The organism is bacterium, from assembly GCA_004299235.1.
Classification (GTDB): Bacteria; Chloroflexota; Dormibacteria; order Dormibacterales; family Dormibacteraceae; genus SCQL01.
Map to the genome: position 1 here is coordinate 14526 of SCQL01000064.1, position 24165 is coordinate 38690.

Sequence of the window (24165 nt, forward strand, 5' to 3'; positions counted from 1 at the left end):
GAGCAGAGTTTCACGCAGGAAGAACTGCTTATGACCTTTATACCCAAGCGGCCCTTCTGCTGGGAATATTATTGGTTATGCAAGGCGTGTTTACCGTGATCAACTAAGCTTTTACTCGTGGCAGGAAGACGAACGGGTTTTCTAGAGTTGTTAACTTGAAACTTAGGTTTTTTCATTAAGAGGGCTTTTTTCGCAGACTCAGGGCTAACATGACATACTCGCTTGAAGAGTTCGACTCTTTGCTCAGCCGGGCCCAACCCGTAAGTTCTTCGACGCCGGTCGCCACTCTCAGAAAGTGGAGGACGGAGCTGGTTCGTGCCTCCGTTTTCGTCTCTTTTGCGATAGGGGTGCTCTCGGTTGATTTCGAGGTTCTCAAAGAAGGCCTCGAAGCGATCGAATCATCGGATAAGGACGTGCTGCAGTCAATTGTGGATGATCTTCCCTCCATTCTTGCTTCCGGATGGGTCGGTGGCGGCTGGTCGCTTTCTCCCGATGCCTCAGCCTCCGTGGGCGCAGCTGCCGAGCTGTCGCTTGACAATGCCAGCGGCCTGCTGGAGCTGCATACTGAGATTGCCTCTAGCAATCTGGGTGATCCGGTTGCCGTCCGCGATTTGATGGAACGCGTCTCCACGCAGCGCCTGGCGCTAATTGGCATCAGAGAACAGCTCGAAGGCAGGATAAAGCAGATCCAGCAGATCGTGCGTCAACACTACGCCGCGGGCACCGCTTCCGTCGACGACTGGCTGGCTTGATCGGGCTGGTCGCGCAGCGGACTTTCCGGTGACTGGGGGCAGCCAAAAATGTGTATCAGAGCTGCAGGGGATGACAACCGGCTGTAGCAGGCAGCAACCGCTGCCAATTCACAGACATTTGGCGGATGTCATCGGTGAGGGGCCGGTAAGAGCTGGGGAATTTATGACCGTGCCGCTTGATCTGAGCCGTAAGGACAGCGCCTGATTCCGGGTGCACGGGACCACTCCAGGTTCGCGGTTGCTTGCCGTTTGGCAAAGCCGAGTCTTTTCTCTGTGGAAGGACTGAAGTTGCCGACGGGGAACGATCTCGATTGAACGTCGAAATGAGTATTGATATTTCCTTGCCTCAACCCCGATATTGTGTGATAGCATGACCTACAATTCGCTATCTGTGCTTCTAAGGCGGGAGCAGCTTCTGTGGCGGGAGTGAGCGGGAGCAAAAAGGGTCGGATCGTGTTCACACAAAGTGAGGTGGCCTCTGCACTGCACGTTAAGGCAGGCCAGGCCCAAGAATTGTGGTTGCGCTATTTTCAAACACGGGCAGTTGAGGACAGAAACCGTCTGGTATTGTTCTACGCCCCACTGGTCAGATTAGTAGCCAACCGTGTGGCTAAAGGGGTGCGCCCGTTTCAATCAGTGGAGGAGATCTGCTCCAGCGGGCAGCTTGGACTGATCAATGCTGTTGAGCGGTTCGATCCTAAAGAGGGATTCCAGTTCGCCACCTACGCCACTATCAGGATCCAGGGTGCGATAATCGATGAGCTGCGCCGCGACGATATCCTTCCCAAGCGGATGCGGGCGAGGGTGCGCACCTATCAGGTGGCCCGGGAGTCGCTCGAAGCCGATCTGCATCGCACTCCGACGCTTCGTGAAGTTGCCGAGCATCTCGAACTTACCTTGGCTGAGATCATGGAAATCGATGACATGGCGGTCCTGTCGAGTTACCTCGTTCCCTTGTCGATGATTGGCAATGATCGAAGCGGGATTGCCGCCGGTTTGGGCACTGATCCAAGCGGCGAGGCGGAAATGGCTTCAACCCGGGAAACAGTCAAGGCTGCCTTGCTGCGCATTACCGAGCGCCAGCGCCAGGTCCTTGTCCTGCACTATCTCGAAGGGTTTCACAAGAGCGAGATTGCCGAGACTCTCGGGATCGACCGGTCGAGGGTGACGCAACTGATCCAGCAGGGCCTGCGCAATCTTCGTCTGCAGCTTGAAGACAAGGCCGGCCTGGGACCAGGAATCGAATAACTCTCCCGGAGATTCACCGCGATCACAGGAAGGACGGTTCGGATTGACTTGTGGGTCTCCTGGCTGCTTGGGGTTTTGGAGCGGCGTACCCGGTGGTTTAGCTTGCGGGCCTTTCAAGTCCTGGTTCGATCCTTTTGAATCAAAGGATTGCTAGAGGGTTGACAGGACTTCCAACTTCTTCTTCGATCGGCAAGACACACGTAGCAAGGAAGAATGGGTAGCGCCGTCTTCAGCACACGCTTGCGCAAGTCCTTCCAAATTGAAAATTCTTCCAACAACACGACCGATGTCGGGGATGACCACATGATGCTAAAGCTGATACATTTCCGGACTGCTTCAGGTCGCACTTCAGCTCCCTACGTGTCGGTAGCCACGACAGCAACTTCACAAGCAAAAGCCGAGGGGCGCTAGGCCCCAGATCAAGCGTATTTATAACCGGCAAATCCCGCCTTGGCCGATGGTTGGTGCGCATTTGCAGGAGTTCTGCCCAGCCAATGGTGAGAAGCCCTCTCCACCTGCATGTAGAACCCGGTTTGTTGCTTGCCGCACTGGACAAGCGGCCCGGGATGCCTGGCCGGCGTCCATGGCGCATTATTCCAAATTTTTCGCTCTGGCGTTTGCACGCCGTGCACCATAAGTGGCCCAGGCCGCTGCATCTGCGGCGACCACCGGAGAGGCGGCGCTGGCAGACTCCATGTTCTCCACGCGGATCCGATCGAGGACTTCCTGCCTGTCTATTCGCACGTGCTTAGGAGCTTCGATGCCAAGCCTGACGCGGCCGCTTGGGGATACCGAGAGCACCGTGACGACGATATCGTCGCCTATGAGGATCTTTTGACCAATTTCGCGGGTAAGTGCCAACACGGCGTTCAGTCCTCCCCTTCGGTCGGGAACGGGGTCCTCACGCTCCAGCCAACTTCCAGCTCACTCAACGACGGAACCAGCTGATCGGCAAGACCGGTGCGGCGGTTGACAACGATGGGCGAATATAGATTCGCCGTTGAGGATGACAAGGGCTCCCTGGGATGAACGATTGCAAGGAGCACCACATCGTCGGGGCTGGTCAGGCCGAGGTCCTCGACCATAGCCTCTTCTATGTGCACCTCATAGTCGTGCCAGAGGAAACCGGGTGACATTACCAGCAAAGTAAGGTCATTTAGCGCTTTGCTTCCCTGCACATAGACCGTATCTGTGCAGCGGAGACGGGCAAAGACTCTTTCTGACTCCTCTCCGACGGGCTCCAGGACGAAGTGCCGGGCACCGCTGAATCCAGGCATGTCGCGCGTGAAGTTGAGCTCCATCCTGGTGATAAGAGCAGGGTCGGTTGCGGTATGCATTTGGCTATCTCCCTCGAGTACAGTCATTGCCAGTCCTATGCGATTCAACGTAGTTGGAGGGAATCGGCAATACAGGCCGCCTCACGGGGCTACGAACTTCGCGAGCGTTTCGGGGATTGCGCGCGACGCGGCCCACAGTGCAGCCTGATAGTTGGTCATATCGGAGTCGAGCTGCGTCGTAGCACTGGCCAGGTTCACATCTTCGAGAGTAGCCTGGTTAGCCTGGATATTCGCGATCTGGCTGGAAAGAGTTGCCGAGCTGTTCGACACCTGGAGCGCTGCGTTGCCCAGGGTCGCGCTGGCCTGCTCGGCGGTCGAGATGTTTCCATCGAGTGCATTCAGTGCCGTGGAGATTTCCGCCGAAGTTGGCGCACCGGTCAGCAAAGCATTGGAGGCGGCGCTCAAAGTGGCGAACACGCTGGATGCGCCTGATCCGAAAAGCGCGGTTCCCGGAACAGAGAGGTCCACTGTCTGGCCTGCTCCGGCTCCAGGTCCGATCACCACGGTCGGAGCGTCGCTGTTGCCCAGGTAGTTTCCGCTTGCATCATAGGCCTGGGCCGAGGCAGAGGTGCCGGCAAAGATGGGCCTGTCCCCGTACTGTGAGTTGGAAAGGGAGCGCAGGTTTGTGATGATGCCCTGGAGCTGGCTGCCGATTGCCTGATATGAAGTCGGATCCTGGACACCCTGATTCGCCGCTCCCAAAAGCAGCGACCTCGCCGACTGCATTGCATTGATAACGCTGTTGGCTGCGTCTGCGGAGGTGCCCAGCCACGATTTGGCCATCTCGGCATTTGCCTGCCAGCTTGCCAGCTGGCTGGCCTGGCTGGATAGAGCGAGCACCTGGGTGACCGCTGTGGGATTGTCGGAAGGCCGGTTGAGGACCTGGCCGGAGGCAAGCTGCATCTGGAGCTGGGCGATGCTGTCCTGCTGCATCGACAACTGATTTGTGAGTGCCTGTATGAGAGTCGTATCGGTAATGAGCATTTTAAACTGCCTGGAGCAGTGTCTGGAAGCTTGTTGTCAGTGCGCTCACTACCCGGGAAACTGCTTGGAACGCATTCTGGGCAGCAAGGATATCGAGTTCCTCATTGTTCACGTTGACTCCGGATATCGATGACAGGTTGCTGGCGGCGGTGGAGGCCAAATTGGACGCAGTCGACGATACTGCCGACGCATTGGAGGCCTCGGTTCCAAGCGCTCCGATCATTGTCTGGTAATTCGAATCCGGACCTGCAGGTGATGAGGCGACTGCCGCCATCGCCTGAGCATTCGTTCCATCAAGCGTAGGTGTTCCGATGACATTGGAGTTTCCGGCTCCCGGTGCTGAAGCAGTTGCTATCAGGCTCGGATTGGCCAGCAGTTCCGGGGAGACGGCGATTGTGGCTGCCGAGTCGAATCCCGGGGGACTGGGGGTGTAGATGCCCGGGGATCCATTGTCGACAAAAATATTTGGCAATACGGTTCCGGTCCAGCCAGATCCGGCAATTGCTGAACCGGGATCACCTTTGGCATCCATGCCGTTTGCCTGCAAGGTATTCAGACTCGTGGCCAGGGAGTCCGCCACTGAGTTGAGATGATCCACATAACTGGGAATGGTGCTGTTGAGGGCCGTCAAATTGGCTCCGACCGTTCCTCCGGCATCGACTGCAACACCATTGGAGGTGGCAATGCCCAGATTTGTCGTTGCGGCGGAACCCGTGCTCTTGAGGCTCTGCGCAGAGTTTCCCGCAACCAGCTGCACTCCGTTCAGATAGACGGTGACTGAACCATTTGCCGCGGTGACGGCACTCACCCCAAGAAGAGCAGCAAGCTTGTTCACTGCGGCATTGCTCTGGTCCATCAATGCATTCACATCCTGGCCGCCCGCCGATCCGGCCACAATGGATGCATTCAGGTGCGCAACTTGCGACAGCAGCGCATTTGCCTGGGCAAGCGCCCCACCGTCATTGGCTCCGGTCCCGATCTCGCTTTGCAATGACGAAGACAATTGGTTCATTTGGTTATAACCGGAATTGATCGATCCGGCCACGGTCTCCGCGGCGCTGACCACCGCCTGCTGGGCCCCTATCTGATTGGGATTGGAGGCGAGAGTCGAGATGTCTGTCCAGAACGCGGATAGCTGCGAGGCAATTCCGGCATTACTGGGTTCAGGGAAGATTGATTCGATCGACTTCAAGACCTGGTCTGTCTGCTTGGCTGCGCCCTGGACTCCAAGGGCGGAAATATTCGCTGCCATGTAAACGGCGTCGGTCAACCGGCTCACCGATTCGATCACCACACCCTGCCCTGTTCCCAGGGGGCCTCCCGCCGCTTCCGGCGAGAGGTTGACCTGCTCAGCGGCATATCCAGGGGTGCTCACATTGGACAGGTTGTTCGATGCCGCATCAAGTTCAGCCGTATCGGCTGCTATGCCGCTCGCCGCTATGGACAGATTCATATCGCTCATATCGATCCCTCCACGAGAACGCCTCCGCGCGGCACGGTGCGGCCATAGGTCGCTCCGCAGTCGGCCCGAATCGACGTGAGGGCTTCCTCGGCCATCGCTGCCCGCCGGCCCATTGCGGAAGTGAGGGCGCCGGCCAGGCCCTGAATCTCGGTCACTGCTTCTATCAAAGTCCGGCGGCGGTCCAGGAGAATATCACCCCAGCCAGCGCTGGCGTGTGCGGCAAGCTCATCGATCCGCGGCATTGGACCGAGGTGGAATTCGTCAGCCAGTCGAACCGTCACTGAACCCCGCACAAGCTCCAAAAGCCGTAGAGCTTCTGATGCGACCTCGGTTTCGCGCACCGCGGTGGGAATGGATTGGCTTTGGTCAGTGCCGGCAAGCGCTCCAAGCACGATCAACCTGTATTTAATGGTTGCCAGCAGTTCGAGTTCGCGGTCAAGCGTCTCTACGAATTCCACAAGAACATCGTCAATAGTCACTGGAAGAGATAACGGCCCGGACCGATCGAAAATTGAGAGGTTGGATACATAGTTCAGGCCTGCTTGTCATCCTCGGTTTCCACTGCCGGCCTGGACCGGGCCTGGGTGCGCGCGTAGCGGAGCAATACCGCCGAGACCATCCAGACGAGGGCTCCGGCGAATGCCATCGCCTCGACGAAGCGCAGCAATACGACCAGTGCCGACAGGCCTTCGGTTGCCATCTCAACCAGACTCGGCGCAATCACCGCTATCGCCAGGACAATGACGGCAAGGGGGCGGAACCGGTGTATGTCCGCGATAAAGGAGTAATAATCCTGGTGTCTCAAGGCTTGCTTTCAAGGGTCAGGTTGACGAGGGTTAAAACCCAGCGCAGGGTTGAAGCGGGCAGGCCATCGATGTAGGCGATCGGAAGCTCGCCCATGAGTTCGCCCGGGGTAGCGGTGTCCGCCAGATTAGACAACGACAGGGCGTCGATTCGCCCAAGGCGCTTTCGCCAGCGCGCAACATCGGCGCGCTTGGTGGCGGCGGGCACATTGCCAAGGACGTAGTCAGGTCTGAGCTTGTCGATCCAGGCTGCTGTCTCGGCCAGAGCGTGCGAACGCAGGGCAGCTTCGACGGGAATGACCGTCACTTTCTTCGAATACCGGCGCCATGCCACCCGATGAAAATCCGAGTCGTTCCCCTCGAGAATGAAGAGGTCTGAGGGTTCGAGTCCAAGTCCTTGGATCAAATGCTGTGCCGTCGCGTGTACTTCTCTGCGACCACCGATCACCACTATGACCGATCCGCCGGCACTTGGAATCGGCTTCGCGCGGGGCAGCCTTGCAAGTGCGCTGGCCAGGCCGTCGAGGGTGGACTGCGAGTGAGGCGGCCTGTACTGGGATGGCACCCCGATCTCCGCAAGGTCCTCGATCAGCCCGTCTATTATCTCAGGCCCATCGGGCTTTGGATCGCAAGGCGGCTCCAATCTATCGCGGTACGCAACGCCCGCATCGCTAAGTGTCGCTTCCGCCTCGGCAAGCATGTCGCTGAAGGCTGCCTCGGTTACCAGATCCGCTCCAAGGACAACCTGGTCCGCGGTTCTTTCCACTAAATCGGAAAAGGCGGAATCAATTGGCCGATCGAAGGCCGGGAAGTCCCTGGCCGCCGTTCTGGCCACGCCTGGGCGGATTTGTGATGGTGATGGCAGCTTGATGGCACTTTCGCCGCGCTCCACCGAGTGTGCCGGCGGCGTAATTCCCGCGACGAAGGTCTCTTTGGCGAAGAAGCCCAGGATTCCTCCCCGACGGGTCTTCCAGCACCGCACCTGCACCCCTTCGGGAAGTTCCTGGCGGGCACGGCGTATCGCCTCTTCGGAGGTGCGGCCTTCGAAGTTGGCGGCTTTCGCCTCAGACGGCCGCAATAATTTCATGGTTCACACTCCCCGCAGTGGCAATTTTGATGGTGGATCCGACCTCGCCGGCACCAATAACGGCGAGGCGCGGCAGGCTCGGTTTGAGAAGTCGGCGAAGCGCGCAGCGCAGCCGGGTCGCGCACAGAACTACGGGACTGTGCCCTTGCGCCTCGGCATCCCGGAGGAGACGCCCGACTTCGCGCACGATGGCTTCCGCCTCATTGGCGGGAATCCCGAGGCTTTGCCGGCCCCGCTCCCCGGTGCGCAGCACACCCAGCAGCCCCTGTTCAAGAACGGGGGAAAAGGTGATGACCCAAAGCACTCCGTCTCTGGCATTCATGGAGCCGATGGTGGACCCTAGCGCCAGCCGGGCGGCCTCCAGCAGGCTGTCGCCATCTTTGTGCTGGCTGCGGGCCTGTTCCGTGAGCGCTTCCACAATGCGCACCAGATCCCGCACTGAAACGCCCTCGTCGAGAAGCTCCCTTAGCACCCCCTGGACATCGCCCAAAGTGAGGTTCGCCGCAGCCATCTCGTCTAGCACAACCGAATCGGTCGCTTTGAGCGCGTCGAGGAGCAGCTTGGTATCCTGGCGTGAAATAAGGCTGCCGGCGTGTTCGCGCACGATCTCGGCGAGGTGGGTAGTTACGACGGCCGAACGGTCGACCACCGTCACTCCGGCAACGGCGGCCTGATGGCTCAAGCCCACGGCTATCCATTTTGCCCGGCCGCCAAATGCCGGATCACGGGTTTCGATCCCGCTCAAGCCATCAATGTTTTCACCGATGGCGAGCAGTTTTCCTCTGGGGGCCTGGCCTCTGGCCACCTCGACTCCGTGCACCTTGATGGCGTAGTCGATGTTCGCCAGATCGAGATTGTCCCGTGTGTGGACCCTGGGCATAACGATTCCGAGCTCTTTGGCAATATTGCGGCGGAGAACCTTTACCCTGTCGAGGAGGTCGCCACCCCTGTCGGGCTGAACCAGGTCAATAAGTTCAATGCCCAGTTCGAGGCTGAGGGGCTCGACCGCCATGGCTGCCGCGAGCGCCTCAGGCGATTCTTCCTGGATTGCCGTGGCAGGGGCTGGCTGAGCCTCCCCGCGGTCCTCCGGCAACTCCTTTGGAAGGCGCGTGCCGAAATAGAATACCAGCCCGCCAATTATCAGAAATGGAAGCTTTGGAAGCCCGGGGACAAGGGCGAGAATTGCCATGATGATTCCTGTGGTTCGGACGATCTTTCTGAACCGAGAGAGCTGATGCACCACGTCATGGCCCAGGTTGTGTTCGGTCGCCGACCGGGTGACGATGATTCCTGTTGACAGAGAAAGCATGAGTGCCGGTATCTGGGATACCAGACCGTCGCCAACCGATAGAAGGCTGTAGGTGTCGATTGCCTGGCCGGCAGCGAGGTGGCGCTGGAAGATTCCAATCGCGAGCCCACCAATTAAATTGACCATGGTGATGACTATCGCCGCAACCGCGTCGCCGCGCACGAATTTGGATGCGCCGTCCATGGCGCCATAGAAGTCGGCTTCGTCGGCAATCTCACGCCGTCGCCGTCTTGCGTCCTGCTCATTTATCGCTCCCGATGCGCGGTCGGCGTCGATCGCCATCTGCTTGCCTGGCATCCCGTCAAGAGTGAATCGGGCTGCCACTTCGGCTACGCGCCCCGATCCCGAGGTGATCACCACGAACTGGATGACGATCAATATGAAAAAGACCACCAGTCCGACGACGATCGACCCTCCTATCACGAAGTGGCCGAAACTCGACACCACCACGCCCGCATATCCGTGCAGCAGGACCTGGCGGGTCACGGCCACATTTAGGCCAAGCCGGAACATCGTCGCTATGAGAACCAAAGTCGGGAAGACCGAGAAGTCCAGGGGGCGCTTTACCTGCATCGCAGTGAGCAGCACCAGTACGGATCCGGTGATATTGGCCGTGATCAGCAAGTCGATGAGGAAGGTTGGAAGCGGGATGATCAGAACTACAACAACGGCCACGACCGACAGAGGAACTGCCATGTGGGTCAGTTGTGTCCAGCGGTCGGTCTGTATCTTCGCGGCCTCAGGCATTTGGCCAGCCAGCAGGAAAGAGCTGCATGTGAGCCTCCATGGACGAAGTGGTGCAGTCACGTCCGTCCTTGGACATGGATTGGCCTTCCTGACCACCTAATGATACGACCCTTCCCTCTAAAGAATTGAGGGGCAGCTCTGCAAAATCCAAGCGGCGGTCAGCCAGACATCTGGTGGACTTCGCGAAATGCCCGCGCTGTCGGCGACAGGGAATAGACGAATGCCAAAAGCTGGGCCACAGCCGCGTAGAGCTGGGGAGGAACGACGTCATCTATTTCACATGACGCATGGAGCGCACGGGCAAGGGAGGGATTCTCGACGATTGCCACATTGCAGCTGCGGGCACGCTCCCGGATCGCCACAGCGTTGAAGTCGGCCCCCTTTGCCACCACACGGGGTGCCCGGTCTTTGTTTCGGTCATAGGCGATCGCAACGGCGAAGTGGGTCGGATTTGTCACCACTACATCCGCGGTGGCAATCGCCGCCATCATCCGCTGGCGAGAAAGCCGCCGTGCTTTGCTGCGGATGGCCCTGCGCATTTCGGGAGAGCCATCGCTCTCGCGCTGCTCATCCTTTATGTCCTGCCTCGACATGCGGAGCTCCTGCTGATAGGTGCGCCGCTGGAAGTAGTAGTCGACCCCTGCGAGGGCCAAAGCCAGCGCCCCTATTACACGCATCAGATTCGCGAGGGTCGATGCCGCGGCGGAAAGCGTCACCTGCAGGGGAAGGGTGCCCCCGCCGAGGACCCCGCCTACCAGCCTGCGCATGATGACATAGCCCACGCTTGCGAGCATGGCCAGCTTGAGAAGGGTCTTTCCCAAAGTCCAGAATCCCTGGCTCGAGTAGAGCCTTTTGAGCCCGGACTTGGGGGATATCCTGGAGAATTTCATCCGCATCGCCTTGGGCGTGAAGCGAAGTCCTACCTGGGCGACCGCAATTGCAACAGCGAGCCCGCCGCCGATCAGCAGTATCGGAAGCACTGTGAATGCCGCAGTCTCGAGCCCCTGTCCAAGGAGCGTCACCGCTGTCCCGGGGTCCGGATGGCCCATCGCCTGGGTGGCATGGTGCATGAATCCGGTTACGCGGTCTGCCGCCGCGCTGCCGAGCTTAGGCAACAATGAAGCGACCAGCAGGAAGCTTGCCCAGCCCCCGAGTTCGGCTGACCGTGCAACGTTGCCCTCCTCGCGGGTCTCCCTGCGGTGCTTGGCGGTGGGCTTTTCAGTGCGCTGCGATTTATCTGCCATCACAAACCGCCAAAAATTTGCGCCATGGCACGTCCGACCAGATTCACCACATCGTTTGGAAGCGCGACAATGGCAACGCTCACGCCAACCAGTGCAAGGGTCACCTGGAGAGGCATTCCAAAGACGAACACGTTGACCTGGGGCACGGCCTTGGCCAGAAATGCCAGGAGGATCTGAGTGGCAAAGAGAACGACGATCACCGGCGCGGCAATCTCAACTGCGGCCGCGAAGAAGGTGACCACGTCGCCGGTCACGCTCTGTGCCAGCGAGCCGAGTGTCACCGATCCAAAGCTTGTTCCCACCGCCTGAAAAGACCTCATAAAGCCTTCTACTATGACTACGGCCGCCCCCGTGGTGAAGAGAAGGGCGGTTAGAACCAGGTTGTAGAACTGGCCGAAAATCGCTGTCTGCTGTTGGGAAAGCGGATCGATAGCCCTTGGAAGGTTCAGCCCGGAGAATAGGTCGATCAGGCTTCCCGCGCCGGTCACGGTGGTTACGAAAAGGGCTACCACATATCCGAGCACTACTCCAACCAAGGCCTGGACCAGTATCTGGGTTATGACCTCGGCATCGCTATGGGGCAGCGCATCGTGCTGCAGCGTCCCTGCGGCAAAATAGGCGATTGCACCGGCAAGCCCGATCTTGACTTTGGCCGGAATCGACGGATTGGAAAACGGCGGGCAGAACATTACCCAGCCCACTGAGCGCACGAAGGCCAGCGCCAGGGCGACTGCAAAGTTGGCTGAGAGGTCGAAACTCATCAGCGTCCCGATATGACTTGGGGAATCGAGGTGTATAGATGCTCGGTGTAGGCCACGATTATCCCCAGCATCCAGTGGCCCAGGATAAGCAGGACTATGGCGATTGCCACCACCTTGGGCAGAAACGTCAGGGTGAATTCCTGGATGGAAGTCACAGCCTGGAAAACCGCAACTAGGAGTCCGACCGCGAGGCTTACCAAAAGCACCGGGCCAGCCAGCTCAGCGATGAGCACCAGGGCTTGAGACGCAAGGTTGAGAACAGTGGTGTCGTTCATGGCTTTAGCGGTTGAAGGAGATCAATAGTGAATGGACTACCAGCGACCACCCGTTCACCAGGACGAACAGAAGGATCTTGAACGGGAGCGAGATCAGAGTGGGTGGCAGCATATACATTCCCATCGACATCATGATCGCGGATACCACCAGGTCAATGATCATAAATGGTATGAAGATCATGAACCCAATCAGAAATGCGGTCTCGATTTCCGACAGCACGAAGGCCGGTATCACCGTGGTCAATGGCAGCGACTGTGGGTTCTTGGCGCTCTCGTTGCTGTACGAGGTGAAAAGTTTGAGTTCCTCTGTCTTCGTCTGTTTCAGCATCCACTGTTTAAGCGGCACTTCCCCGGTGTCGATTGCCTGAGTCGCTGTCAGGATCCCGTGCTCGTAGGGCTGGATAGCCACCTGGTTGATGGTCGACAGTACCGGGGCCATGATGAAAAGCGAAAGAATCAGCGCCAACCCTGCCAGCACCTGGTTTGGAGGAACCGTTTGCGTCCCGAGCGCGTTTCGCGTTAGTGACAGCACGATAAACACGCGGGGAAAGGCCGTCATGAGCATAAGTACCGAAGGTGCTATGGCCAAGACCGTCAGAACAACGATGATAAGTACAGAGGTCGAGGGATTTTTCAGCCCGCCGATGTTGACATTGATGCTCGAAGCCGCGGCAAGCAGTTCAAGAGTCATTTTCGGTCCCCGCGGGCGCCGAGTGCTTTAAAACCATTGGTACTCCCTCAGGAGTGCCGGGACGTTAGTGCCGGACAGTCATCTCCCGTAGACGGTCTATAAAGGCATCCCATGCCCCTGGGGAAGTTCCCCCAGCACCTGACGCCGTCCCTGGCGCCAGGAGTTGATCGCTACCACCATCCGACACCGCAACGGGCGGGTCACTATCCACCCATTCGTCTCCATCGAACTCAGCCAGCAGCGTCATCTGCTGGTTGCTCTGACCGACGAGGAACGTGCGCCGTGCCACCCTGACGACGAGCAAAGACACGTGCTGGCCGAGCGAGCGCCGTGACAAGACTTCTATATGCCCAAGCTGCTTTCCTCCCAGCCGCCCAATTCCGTTGAGCTGGTGCTTTTGAGCGAATCGCGCTAATAAGAGAAGTCCCGCGATGATTAGGCCCAGAACCAGGACCATCCGTCCGAAGGCCAGCAGAGAGGTTCCCATTTTCTAGAGGTCCTTGTCGGAGACGATCTCGGTTATACGGATTCCGTATTCGTCGCCCACCTCGACCACCTCACCCCTGGCAAGCACGACTTCGCGGTTGAGCACGATCTCGATCGGCGCACCGACTGGCTGGTCCAGTTCGATCACCTTGCCAGGACGCAGGTCGCTCAGCTCGCCGAAGGTTAGCTTGGTCTTTCCAATCCATGCCGATACCTCCACCGAAACATTGCGGAACTGCACCTCCCGCACGCGTAGCCTCTCCTCGTCCCTGTCGTCAGGCAAAGACGCTTTCGAATCCGGCGGCAGGCCGTCGAAGCCCTCTAAGGCCGTCATCTTGTAACCTCCTCTTTGATCTCGCAAGCTTTGTGCACTCCTGAACTGCACATTTCTGCCAGGGCAACCAGCAGCCCATCGGCGCGCACCTCAAGCGGGCGGCCCTTCGGGTGACCCAGGCCGAACATGTCGCCGACCTGGAGTGTGAGCAGCTCGGCCGGAGTGGTCACCATGCTAGGGAACTGAAACACGACATTGAAGGGAATATCCATAAGGCGGCGGCGGGTGTCGGCGGCCACTGAATCTTTCTGGCCCTCGCCCATAAGAGCCGTCTTGGCATGCAGGCTGTCGATCAGCGTCCGCACCATTTGGAGAGGAAAGATGATAAGCACCTCACGCGGAGGCCGGCTGGCCACGCAGAAGAGCATGCGGGCCACCATGCACATTTCGGATGGTGAAGCAATCGAGACGAACAGGATATTGCCTTCCTGCGCCTCGAGAATTGGCACCGTGGACTGGATTCTGGCGAAGGCCTTGCCCAGTTCGCCAATCAGATCCTCCACTATGGGTTCGAGGAATGCCTGATCAAGTTCGCTGGGTATCCGCCCTGTGAAGTCGTCGTCTCCCGAACCTGCAAGCCGCAGGTCAACGATGGCCAAGACTTCGTCAGTTGGGATCGTCAGGGCAGCCCGTCCTGCAAGCGGAGGCAATGAAAAGGTGAAGAAGTAGGTGCCGGTCTCCAGGTCGGCCGCCAGGTCGCTCCAGGTCAGCTGGTCCAGCCGCACAATCTCTAATACACAGGGCTGATGAAGAGTCGAAGTGAGTTTTTGCGTCGCCGAGCGGGCAAAGGTTTCGAGCAGCCCGTGGACCACTTGCAGGTTGACTCGCTCGATAACGTCTCCGCGGCGAAAATCGTGATTTCTGATCTCTTTTCCATTCTGGCTCATCGGAAACCCGCGTCTCGAATTATGTTCGTCATGGCTTGAAGGTGCTGGTAGGGCTGATTATTATGTTGACCCTGCGGTTCTGTGCCTGCCCTGCAGGCGTAGAATTTGGTGCCAGCGGGTGATACTGGCCGTAGCCAATCAGAGCGACCTGCCCCGGGTCCATGCCATCGACCGTTGTCATGCGGATCAGAACCGTGGTTGCCCTGGCGGCTGACAGCACCCAGTTGTTTGGGTAGGGGCCTCCGATAATTGGATTGTTGTCGGTATAGCCGACGACTTCGATCGCATTCGAGAATCCAATGAGGGCGCCTGCAGACGTGTCGACCACCTCCATCCCGATGGGCGTCAGGTCGGCCACGTCCGAGCTGAAAAAGGTTGAGTCGGCGACAAGGCCTTCCACAAGCCCGGATGAATTGATGGAGAAGGTGACATCCCCCAGCAGTCCCTTGCTCTTTAGCGCGGCGGTCAGTTTTTGCTCGATCTGCTTGAGCTGATTGGTCTGTTGATTGGCCTGTGTCAATTCGTTGGTCTGTGGCGCTGTCGAGTTCTGGCTGAGGTTTGTCGTTCCATGGGGCACCTGCGAAAGCAGGGCCCTCGTAACCGACTGCTTGAATTCCTGGTACTTCGCCTGGTCGATCGTCGAGATGGCGTAAAGCACGATGAACAGGACCAATAGCAGGGTGATCATGTCGGCGTAGGTGAGCAGCCATCGCTCCTGGCCTCCCTCGCCAGCCTCTTCGGCGCCTGCACCCGAATGTTTGGTGCGCCGCAATGGCGAACGGATTTTTCCCTTCATGGGTCCGGATGCGCTCATGCGGCGGCATCCGGAGCCTCCAGTGGGCCTCGAGCCGGCGTCTCACCGCGTTCTGAAGGCGAGAGATGCGCGTACAGGCGGTCTTTGAGCTCTGTAGTCGATGCATTCAGTTGCATAGTGAGCAGTCCCTCCACCACCATTTCGCGGAAGGAGACTTCCTCATCGGTGAGACGGCGCAGCTTGTTGGAGATTGGGAGCCAAACCGCGTTTGCGAGCAGCACGCCCCAAAGAGTGGCGGTGAAGGCTGAAGCGATTGCCGGTCCAAGCTTGCCGGGTGAACTGAGCTGGCCAAGCACGCCGATCAAGCCAACAACTGTTCCAAGAATTCCAAACGTTGGAGAATATCCTGCCAGATCAGAGAAAAACTTGGCCGCTATCTGATGCCGCCCTCTAAGGCCGTCGATTTCCGTTGCCATGAGATCAGCCACGCGATCGGGTTCCGACGTCGAGATGATGAGTTCGATGCCCTTTTTCAGGAACATATCATCGGTCTCCAATTCCTCGAGAACCAACGGGTTGGTCCGTGCCTCCTTTGCGATTGCCAGCAGAGAGTCGATGGTTGCCCGGATATCCGGGCCCTTGCGTGGCTTGACCACGATGAGGAGTGCTTTGGGGATTACCCGAATCTGGCGGAACTCGAATCCGGCCATCGATGCACCGAGGCTTCCCCCGACAACCAGGATCATCGACGAGATCTTGATGAGCGAGCCGATGTTTTCATGGTCCATCGTCATAGCACCCAGCAGCGCACCGATGGAAATAATGATACCGATAGGGGTCATTGCTCTTTTACCTGAGTCAAGATCGGCACGTCGGCCGCCATCACGTGTGCAGGTGCCGCCTTACTCTGCTGGGGACCATGGTGGACCCGGCGCAGCTGGGAAACTTTCTCGGCACGGATTCTCTCGATGACGACATTTGAATCATTCGCCACGATAATGTGACCTCCGTTTATCAGGTAGACCGCCGATTGCCCGTCCGCCCCATCCTCCACGCGCTCTATGAGGTCCTCATTCAGGTAGATCCTTGATCCGTCAAGCTTCTGTACTGCTATCACGCCGTCTCCGTTCCCAGATAGGGAATTTCATACCCCAGATTACGGCCCAATGGGGTTCAGAATTGAGAGGTGCCGCATGCGAATCATGCATATCAACGGCCTGCAGCCGATCCGAATCAAAGCGAAGCGCCAGTCCTGCTTGCGCGTCGCCTGTCCCGGATTGGCTTCAAAGGCCAATGCAATCAGAAGTACTACTGGCCTGCCGGAGCATCTATTGTTTTTCTAGCTGATGCTAGATAAACTGTGGTGCAGCTCGAGAAAGTCAATGAGGAATTTCAAATGTCAGATGTCGATCGGCCTGAGCACACTCATGAAAGCCGGGAAGAGGACCGCGTCGTTATCGACGAAGGTATGCGCCGCTGGTACAAGTCTTGTCCCTGCTGCATGAGTGCAGCGTATCCAAAGATCAAGTTCGCTCTGGACGAGGAGAAGTATTCTTAAGGCCCTATTGGTACGAAGCCAGGGTGCCGCAGATGACAAGCTGCCGGTCAGGTGCTTTGATCGCCAGCCTCAGGAACCCAAGTTAGCCAGATCTATGCTGGCGTCGGCAAGCCGGCCGGCGTCGACAGGCCGGCCGGCTCTTATCAGCGCCTCGATAGCGTCGCCCTGATCCCATATGTTGGCATTCATCGCCGCAGCAACCTTGCCGTGGCGTATCCAGAAGGCGATAAACTCGCGCCGCGAGACGTCGCCCCGCAGTACGACCTTGTCGAAGGCCGGAGCCCAGCCACGGTATTCCATGCCAAATTCGTACTGGTCGGAGTAGAAGAACGGAATCTTGTCGTAGGCGACATTTTTTCCAAGCATGTTCTTTGCAGCTATTGGGCCTTGATTTAGTGCCGCCGACCAGTGCTCGAGTCGGATGTGCTGGCCATAGGCCGGGTAAAAGACGTTGGCGACATCACCTGCGGCGAAAATGCCAGGGATGCTGGATGCGAGGTGCTCGTCGGTTACGATGCCGTTGTCAAGTGCCAGCCCCGCAGCCTGGGCCAGCTCTGTCCGGGGGGCCACCCCGACGCCCACGACGACCACCCCAGCGGGGAGCGTAGTTCCATTGCCGAGAACGACCTCCTCAACTTTGCTGGTGCCGCGAAACGATTCGATGCCAACTCCGAAGTGCAGTTTGACCTCGTGCTCAGCATGCAGGTCTTTGTAGATTTTGCCAACCTCTTCGCCCAGCACCCGCTTGAGAGGTACTGACTCGAGTTCGACCAGCGCTACTTCTGCACCGAGTTGGCGGGCCGAGGCCGCAACCTCCGCACCGATCCATCCCGCTCCGATCACGACTACCGGCACAGCCGTATTGATCGCTTGGCGCAGTGCGTCGGAATCGGCGACGCTGCGCAGGTAATGGATCCCGGCAAGTTCAGAGCCCGGTATCGACAAGCGCCTTGGAGAGGCCCCGGTCGCCACGAGGAGCTGGTCATAGCGGATACGTTCTCCGCCCAAGAGTTCGATCTCCGACGACCTGGGGTCGATGCCGGTGACCACTGTCGAGGTGCGCAGCTCGATGCCTTGAGTGTCGTAGAAGTCGGCCTGGTGAACGGCAGCGGAGTCGAACTCGTCCTCGCCCCGCAGGTATCCCTTCGAGAGAGGGGGGCGCTCATAAGGGCGGACCGGCTCCTCGCCCAAGAGGATAACCCGCCCTTCGAAACCTTCGCTGCGAAGTGTCTCAGCCGCTTTTGCCCCGGCAAGGCTGGCTCCAACTATAACGAAGTTCTGCGGTGATGGCATATGCCGGCTCCTCTCCTTTGCCTCAATCCAGGCACCGCCTGTCACAGTAAGCCGTTTCGGCGAGGTTGTTCGCGGACTAGGAATAGGCAATATCTCGGATCTAAATTTCGCTCAGCTCTTTGATTCCTGTGACATCCGTTCTTCAGCGGGCCAGATGTCAACTCTTTTCACTTGGTTTTCCAACTGCTGTGGCTGCCTAATCCGATTCTGTCCCATCAGGAGTGAGTTGTCAATAGAGGCTGGGCTGGTAAAGGTTGTGCTGACAGGCAGTTTCAAAGTGGCGGACCGTCGTGCTTGGCATGGCTTAGACTTCGCGGGCAGATCGCCTGCTTTCCGTGGTTTTTTCTGGATGTGCCCTGTGAGGCTGCTCTTGATCGTTGCCCTGGCATATCGAAAACGAAAAGCAATAATGCGATAAGTTCCATGAGCGATGTCCCCGCCCGGCCCAGGTTTAGTATCGTGGCTTTTAGGTCAAAGTCTTGTTGGGCAGATTTCTTTTACTGCCTGCATTCCAATGAGTCCCTTCATAAGTGTTCAATGGTCACTCATTCGAGGAGGAAGTTATCATGACACCAGTTGACAGCTTTGGAGCCCGGAGCAGTCTCGCGCTGGATGCAAAGAACTACCGGATATGCCGTCTTGCAGCCCTAAGTGATATTGCCGACATCGCCCGCCTGCCCTATTCGATCAAGATACTCCTTGAAAACCTGCTCCGTCATGAAGACGGGCGCCTAATCACCTCGGAAGATGTAGTTGCGTTGGCACAATGGTCGGGGCATAAAGAAGAAGAAAGCGTCGTGGCTTTCACGCCCGAGCGGGTTCTGCTCCAGGACTTTACAGGGGTGCCCGCCGTTGTCGACCTGGCGGCGCTGCGCGATGCTCTGGCCGAGCTGGGTGGTGATCCAGCTCTTGTAAGTCCAAGAGTGCCGGTTGAACTCGTCATAGACCATTCCGTTATTGCCGAGGTGTCCGGGAGCCCTGCGGCATTTGGCATCAATGCGAAAATTGAATACGAGAGAAACGTTGAGCGTTATCGCCTGCTTCGCTGGGCCCAGCAGGCCTTCGACCACTTTGTTGTAGTGCCTCCCGATACCGGAATTTGCCACCAGGTGAACCTGGAATATCTGGCGCGCGTGGTGTTTGTCACCGATGAAGGTGAGGTGTTCCCTGACACTCTGGTTGGAACGGACTCCCATACCACGATGGTGAATGGATTGGGCGTTCTGGGTTGGGGGGTTGGAGGCATTGAGGCCGAGGCTGCCATGCTTGGCCAGCCCCTTCCGATGCCCACACCTGCTGTGGTGGGAGTGGAACTTTTAGGTGAGCTCGGTCCAACGGTGACTGCCACTGATCTTGTGCTGACAATGGCCGAGCTTCTGCGCCGGCATGGAGTTGTTGGCAAGTTTGTGGAGTTCACCGGGCCCGGGCTTTCGCGGCTTCGAGCAGAGCATCGGGCCACGCTCGGAAATATGGCCCCCGAGTACGGGGCCACTTGCGCCATAAGCCCCATCGATGAGGTCACGCTTGATTATCTCAGGCTGACCGGCCGTTCGGACGAGCATGTCAACCTTGTCGAGCGCTATGCCAAGGAGCAGGGCCTCTTCCATGAGGCGAACAGCGAACGGGCTATGTTTTCGGAGCTGATCACTTTGGATCTGTCTGAAATCGAACCGAGCATTTCAGGTCCCTCCCGCCCTCAGGACCGCATTGCATTGAGCAAGGCCCGGCGTAGTTTCCGCACGGCGCTTGGGCATCTCGAGCCCGGGGCAATTGATGTCAACGGGCAAGCCGAGCCCACGGTCTCTGCTGAGATTGTCGATGGCAGCCCCGAAGAGGCTTCGGTGGAGTCATTTCCAGCCAGCGATCCGCCAGCGGAAATGGCGGGGCAGAACGGGTCCGGCAAGCCCGATCCGTTCCTGCAGGCCCGGCTGGCCCAAGACGACTGCACGCCGGAACCACGCCGCATCTCACGGGCAGTAACAGCTGAGGTCAAGGGCCAAAAGGTTGAGATTGACGATGGCCATGTTGTGATTGCTGCGATTACCAGCTGCACCAACACCTCCAACCCTCAAGTCATGCTGGGCGCCGGGCTCCTGGCTAAACGGGCAGTGGAGCTTGGGCTGCAATCCAAGCCATGGGTCAAGACCTCGTTGGCGCCAGGTTCCCGGGTGGTGACCGAATACCTGGAACGTGCCGGGCTTGCCCAGCCACTTACCCAACTTGGCTTCGATTTGGTGGGCTACGGATGCACAACCTGCATCGGCAACTCCGGGCCGCTGCTTGAAGGGGTTTCAGAAGCTATTGCCAAAGGGGATCTGGCCACGTGCGCCGTACTCTCTGGGAACCGCAATTTCGAAGGCAGGATACATCCTGAGGTGCGCATGAACTATCTCGCCTCTCCGCCGCTGGTTGTGGCCTATGCCCTGGCGGGCACGATGGACATTGACATTGTGACTGAGCCGCTTGGATATGCTCCAAATGGTGATCCGATCCTGCTCAAGGACCTTTGGCCAAGCACATCTGAGATAAATGCCGTTGTCGATGACGTGCTCGGCCGCCAGCAGTTCACTTCGTCTTATGCGACTCTGTTCGATGGCGACGAGCGATGGGCTTTGCTGGAATCAGGAACCGGCCTCCGCTTTGATTGGCAGCCGGACTCCACTTACGTGCAGCAGCCGCCGTTCCTGCATGGAATCACAACAGATGTTCCAGAACTGGCCGACATCCGTGGAGCCAGAGCTCTAGCCGTCCTTGGCAACAGCATCACAACTGACCACATCTCGCCTGCCGGTTCCATCTCGGTTTCGGGACCGGCAGGACAGTATCTGATCGGGAAGGGAGTCCAGCCAAAGGACTTCAATTCTTTCGGGGCACGGAGAGGAAATCATGAGGTGATGTGGCGCGGAACCTTTGCGAACGTGCGTCTGAGAAACGGACTGGTCCCTGGCGTTGAAGGCGGGTTCACCCGCTATCTTCCCACCGGTGAGCAGCTTTCGATCTTCGAGGCCGCAGAGAAGTACCGGCAAGCAGATATCCCATTGGTAGTACTGGCAGGCAAAGAGTATGGCTCCGGATCCTCGCGGGACTGGGCAGCCAAGGGCACAATGCTTCTCGGGGTTCGCGCGGTGCTTGCCGAGAGCTACGAAAGGATCCACCTCTCCAACCTGGTCGGCATGGGAGTACTGCCGCTCCAATTCGAGGAGGGTGCCTCCGTCGAGAGTCTCGGGCTCAGCGGTGAGGAGACCTTTGATATCACCGGGATTGCTTCGCTTTTCAATGGCGGCGGCGAAGGGCTGCAAGTTTTAGCGGATGGACGAAAGGTACCTGTTCGGGCGCGTCTCGAAACACCAAGTGAACGCGAGCATTTTCGCCATGGCGGCGTTCTTCCTTTCGTGTTGCGCGAGCTGGCGGGCGAGGCTTCGCGGGCATAGTCTTAGGCTTCAGGACTCTATCTTCAGCTCCACGAAAGGATGGTATGCCGAGCGTGGGGAGCCATCAATTCGAGGTTGAATTACAGGCGCCTTACCGCCTTGATGCGACGGTGTGGGTGCTGCGCCGAAGAGCGCACAATCTGATGGACAGTTGGGACGGCGCCTATTATGGGCGCACCCTGGTTATCGGGGGATCTCCGATGAGGGTGCGGGTAAGGCAGCTATCGGGTGAGGGCCAGGCAAGGGCAAGGCTGTCCGTGGATCTCGACAGCCCAGGCAGGGACTTGGGTGATCAGATCATCGCACAGGTCCGCCAAATTCTTGAACGAATGCTCGGTCTTAAAGAGGATCTAAGTGGTTTTTATGAAATGGCCGGGCCCGATGGTGTCATGAGCGCCATTTCCCAGAAGTTCCTTGGTTTTCGGCCTCCCCGTTTTCCGAGCGTGTTCGAGGCGATGATCAATGCGGTAGCCTGCCAACAGTTATCTCTTGAGGTGGGAATACACCTCCTGAATCGCCTCACCCTCAATTATGGGGACTCGATTCCCGGGTATCGCAATGAAGACCGCGCGTTTCCTTCGGCCGAGGCTCTTAGGAGCGCGGACCAGGCCGATCTGCGAAATCTTGGGTTCAGCAGGTCCAAGGCCGGCACTATAGCTTTGCTTGCAGGTCAGGTAGCGGCCGGAGAGGTTGACCTCGAAGGCCTTGCCAAGCTTGATGACCGTGAGGCGTCCGCCATCCTCACGCGCTTTCATGGAATTGGAAGGTGGAGCACGGAATATACGCTGCTGCGTGGACTGGGGCGCTGGAATATCCTTCCTGCTGACGATGTCGGGGCGCGCAACAACCTTCAGCGCCGTTTTGGATTAGCCGCTGACGCCAATTACGACACGGTTGGGGAATTCTGCAGAGCATGGTGGCCTTACGGTGGAATAGTCTACTTTCATCTGCTTCTCGACAGCCTTGCCAGCAGGGGGTTGATTGCCACAGGCTCAGGCCCAACCTTTGAAAGCTGATTGTGGTGGCCAGACGGGCCAGCCCGCCAGTCAACCTGAACCTGCCTGCTCGAGACTCTTGAGCTATAAGGATCCAGGCGATCAGGATTCGTCTTCTTTTGCCTGCCGCTGAAATTCTGAATCAGTAATACTAGCGAAGACTAGAAAAAACATGATAGGCTCAGCTTTGGAATGGTCAGGCTGCCAAAAGATTGGCGAATCCAGTCTCTGGAGAGTGGTTGCTTGAAGCGAGGCCTATTTTCAGGCCTCCGGAGTCTCAGTAAAAAGGATCTGAATCGATTGGTCCGGATACCTGCAAATTCTGGCACGTGTTCTGTTTTGTGAGCGCAGCGACTTTGGCAGACTCTAATCATATGCGGCCACATTTTTGTCTTATGGGGTTTTTCTGGTCGCCGATGCTCCGGGAGACAGGGAGGTGAAATGAGCGATCTTCCTGAAAAAGGTCACTTCAGCCAAATCCATGATGAGGAAATACCGAAAAATGATCACTGGTCAATATACCCGAAACAAGGCTCCGGCAGGCTGGTGTTCTCATTCCCGGGCCGGCCCGGTGGCATCGCATCGAGCGGCGAAAATTCTCTGATTGTCTCAGATTTTTCGTCTGGTGACATCTGGCAAATTGACCTGGAGCGTGTTGGCGCGATTTTCAGGTTGGTTCCAGCTGGCATAGATGGGAAAGGGCAATTCCACCAAGACATCGCTACTCCGGCCGGTCTCGCATTTGCTTTTGATGGTTCGATTTATTTGGCCGACAGTGCCCGCCATAGGATTAGCGCGGTCTCGCCTGACGGTTCATTTCGGGTCGTTGCTGGCGGAGCTAATGGCTATCGCGATGGTCCGGCCGGTGAAGCCATGTTCAGCTTTCCCCTTGACGTGGCACTGGCAAGCGATGGGAGCTGCTATGTGGCCGATTCTGGAAATGACCGGATCAGATTGATATCCCCTGATGGTTACGTCACAACTCTCGCTGGATCTATCTACGACTACGGAGATGGCTGCGGTCCTGATGCGCGCCTTCGTCGTCCAGGGGCTCTCGAATTTAATTCTTTAGGCACCTGCTATGTTGCTGACACGGGAAATAACGTGATTCGCGGTATAACACCTGACGGACAAGTTACGACTTTTGCTGGAGATTCCCTAGGGGGCGATCAGGACGGGAAAGGTCCGGAGGCTGGTATGCGCTGGCCAACCGGTATTGCGGTTGGTTCCGATGACTCCGTTTGGGTTGCCGACCATGGCAACGGTGCTGTGCGTCGCATCACCGCTGACGGAGCAAGTGCGACGGTTCTCAGGTTGCATGGGCGACGGTGGCCCACAGCAGTGGCTGCGGTTTCTGATTCGAAAGTAGCCATTGCCTATGTCGCATTCGATCAGATCACGCGGCCGCAGGCACATCTTATGATCTTGGATTTCGAGTCCGACTAATTGGGCGTTGGGTATCGCATTTATTTAAGGATTCGCGGTCTTTGGATTCGTATTTTGGATCATTTTTGAAAATTTCAGTTCGAATTTGCCTTGAAGATTGTTGAGGCCGGGGTCCCGAGTGGCCGTCCCGTATGAACGATCACGGCAACGGCGCTGGGGCTCGGCCACCACCGCGGTTTAGGCCGCGAACCAGGATCTGGGCCCACAGATTTGCTCGTCAATCGTTTGAGGTCTGGCTGCATTGTGTCGGGCCAGCTTTGGAGGTCACTGGCCTTCCGGCT

At 57.9% G+C, this 24165-nt stretch carries 25 protein-coding genes; 7 read left to right on the top strand and 18 right to left on the bottom strand.

The features are described from left to right. The first annotated feature begins 209 nt into the window (after window positions 1-209). The 3 genes from EPN29_14045 to EPN29_14055 all read left to right on the top strand — a co-directional run bounded on the left by EPN29_14045 (window position 210) and on the right by EPN29_14055 (window position 2411). The gene (locus tag EPN29_14045; protein TAN30990.1) at window positions 210-752 is read left to right on the top strand and encodes a hypothetical protein; all 543 of its coding nucleotides are present in this window, start codon (window positions 210-212) and stop codon (window positions 750-752) included. A gap of 387 nt (window positions 753-1139) precedes the next feature. Then, complete coding sequence (locus EPN29_14050) at window positions 1140-2000, top strand: sigma-70 family RNA polymerase sigma factor (protein TAN30991.1); 861 nt, start codon at window positions 1140-1142, stop codon at window positions 1998-2000. 213 nt (window positions 2001-2213) lie between these two features. Next, entirely contained in the window at window positions 2214-2411 is a 198-nt protein-coding gene (locus EPN29_14055; GenBank protein TAN30992.1) for a hypothetical protein, read from the top strand. A gap of 180 nt (window positions 2412-2591) precedes the next feature. Here the strand turns inward: EPN29_14055 and EPN29_14060 are convergent, their stop codons facing one another. From EPN29_14060 to EPN29_14140, 17 genes are all read right to left on the bottom strand, one after another. Further along, window positions 2592-2912, bottom strand: coding sequence for a carbon storage regulator (locus tag EPN29_14060; GenBank protein TAN30993.1), 321 nt, complete (start codon window positions 2910-2912; stop codon window positions 2592-2594). Continuing rightward, entirely contained in the window at window positions 2870-3364 is a 495-nt protein-coding gene (locus tag EPN29_14065; GenBank protein ID TAN30994.1) for a flagellar assembly protein FliW, read from the bottom strand. Before EPN29_14065 ends, EPN29_14060 begins: the two co-directional genes overlap by 43 nt. Before the next feature lie 54 nt (window positions 3365-3418). Next, window positions 3419-4321 (bottom strand): hypothetical protein, encoded by a 903-nt coding sequence (locus EPN29_14070; GenBank protein TAN30995.1) that lies wholly within the window; start codon window positions 4319-4321, stop codon window positions 3419-3421. Between the two features lies 1 nt (window position 4322). Further along, window positions 4323-5783: a flagellar hook-associated protein FlgK gene (gene flgK / locus EPN29_14075; protein ID TAN30996.1), complete on the bottom strand. Its 1461-nt coding sequence runs from the start codon at window positions 5781-5783 to the stop codon at window positions 4323-4325. Then, on the bottom strand, window positions 5780-6262 hold the full coding sequence (locus EPN29_14080) for a hypothetical protein (GenBank protein ID TAN30997.1): 483 nt from the start codon (window positions 6260-6262) through the stop codon (window positions 5780-5782). The genes flgK and EPN29_14080 overlap by 4 nt, the downstream gene beginning before the upstream one ends. 322 nt (window positions 6263-6584) lie before the next feature. Then, window positions 6585-7673 (bottom strand): hypothetical protein, encoded by a 1089-nt coding sequence (locus EPN29_14085; GenBank protein TAN30998.1) that lies wholly within the window; start codon window positions 7671-7673, stop codon window positions 6585-6587. Beyond that, window positions 7651-9729, bottom strand: a complete 2079-nt coding sequence (gene flhA / locus EPN29_14090; GenBank protein TAN30999.1) for a flagellar type III secretion system protein FlhA — start codon at window positions 9727-9729, stop codon at window positions 7651-7653. The genes EPN29_14085 and flhA overlap by 23 nt, the downstream gene beginning before the upstream one ends. A 158-nt stretch (window positions 9730-9887) precedes the next feature. Next, window positions 9888-10973, bottom strand: a complete 1086-nt coding sequence (locus tag EPN29_14095) for an EscU/YscU/HrcU family type III secretion system export apparatus switch protein (protein ID TAN31000.1) — start codon at window positions 10971-10973, stop codon at window positions 9888-9890. Continuing rightward, entirely contained in the window at window positions 10973-11734 is a 762-nt protein-coding gene (locus EPN29_14100; GenBank protein TAN31001.1) for a type III secretion protein, read from the bottom strand. Before EPN29_14100 ends, EPN29_14095 begins: the two co-directional genes overlap by 1 nt. Continuing rightward, a complete protein-coding gene (gene fliQ / locus EPN29_14105; GenBank protein TAN31002.1) occupies window positions 11734-12009 on the bottom strand; it encodes a flagellar biosynthesis protein FliQ in 276 nt (91 codons plus the stop codon). Before fliQ ends, EPN29_14100 begins: the two co-directional genes overlap by 1 nt. 4 nt (window positions 12010-12013) lie before the next feature. Then, complete coding sequence (gene fliP, locus EPN29_14110; protein TAN31003.1) at window positions 12014-12700, bottom strand: flagellar biosynthesis protein FliP; 687 nt, start codon at window positions 12698-12700, stop codon at window positions 12014-12016. 64 nt (window positions 12701-12764) lie between these two features. Beyond that, the gene (locus tag EPN29_14115; GenBank protein ID TAN31004.1) at window positions 12765-13187 is read right to left on the bottom strand and encodes a hypothetical protein; all 423 of its coding nucleotides are present in this window, start codon (window positions 13185-13187) and stop codon (window positions 12765-12767) included. A 3-nt stretch (window positions 13188-13190) separates the two neighbouring features. Continuing rightward, window positions 13191-13520, bottom strand: coding sequence for a flagellar motor switch protein FliN (locus EPN29_14120; GenBank protein ID TAN31005.1), 330 nt, complete (start codon window positions 13518-13520; stop codon window positions 13191-13193). Then, entirely contained in the window at window positions 13517-14407 is an 891-nt protein-coding gene (locus EPN29_14125; protein TAN31006.1) for a hypothetical protein, read from the bottom strand. The genes EPN29_14120 and EPN29_14125 overlap by 4 nt, the downstream gene beginning before the upstream one ends. A gap of 28 nt (window positions 14408-14435) precedes the next feature. Continuing rightward, entirely contained in the window at window positions 14436-15221 is a 786-nt protein-coding gene (locus EPN29_14130) for a hypothetical protein (protein ID TAN31007.1), read from the bottom strand. Further along, window positions 15218-16003 (bottom strand): motility protein A, encoded by a 786-nt coding sequence (locus tag EPN29_14135; protein TAN31008.1) that lies wholly within the window; start codon window positions 16001-16003, stop codon window positions 15218-15220. Before EPN29_14135 ends, EPN29_14130 begins: the two co-directional genes overlap by 4 nt. Next, window positions 16000-16278 (bottom strand): flagellar protein FlbD, encoded by a 279-nt coding sequence (locus EPN29_14140; protein ID TAN31009.1) that lies wholly within the window; start codon window positions 16276-16278, stop codon window positions 16000-16002. Before EPN29_14140 ends, EPN29_14135 begins: the two co-directional genes overlap by 4 nt. Before the next feature lie 243 nt (window positions 16279-16521). Between EPN29_14140 and EPN29_14145 the strand changes: the two genes are divergently transcribed. Then, the gene (locus tag EPN29_14145; GenBank protein TAN31010.1) at window positions 16522-16719 is read left to right on the top strand and encodes a hypothetical protein; all 198 of its coding nucleotides are present in this window, start codon (window positions 16522-16524) and stop codon (window positions 16717-16719) included. Window positions 16720-16788: 69 nt separating this feature from the next. Here the strand turns inward: EPN29_14145 and EPN29_14150 are convergent, their stop codons facing one another. Then, window positions 16789-18012, bottom strand: coding sequence for an NAD(P)/FAD-dependent oxidoreductase (locus EPN29_14150; protein TAN31011.1), 1224 nt, complete (start codon window positions 18010-18012; stop codon window positions 16789-16791). A 566-nt stretch (window positions 18013-18578) separates the two neighbouring features. Here EPN29_14150 and EPN29_14155 point away from each other — a divergent pair. The 3 genes from EPN29_14155 (at window position 18579) to EPN29_14165 (ending at window position 23884) form a co-directional block, all read left to right on the top strand. Continuing rightward, window positions 18579-21443: an aconitate hydratase gene (locus EPN29_14155; GenBank protein TAN31012.1), complete on the top strand. Its 2865-nt coding sequence runs from the start codon at window positions 18579-18581 to the stop codon at window positions 21441-21443. Window positions 21444-21487: 44 nt separating this feature from the next. Further along, the gene (locus tag EPN29_14160; protein TAN31013.1) at window positions 21488-22459 is read left to right on the top strand and encodes a DNA-3-methyladenine glycosylase 2 family protein; all 972 of its coding nucleotides are present in this window, start codon (window positions 21488-21490) and stop codon (window positions 22457-22459) included. Window positions 22460-22879: 420 nt separating this feature from the next. Then, a complete protein-coding gene (locus EPN29_14165; protein TAN31014.1) occupies window positions 22880-23884 on the top strand; it encodes a hypothetical protein in 1005 nt (334 codons plus the stop codon). The last annotated feature ends 281 nt before the right edge of the window (window positions 23885-24165 follow it).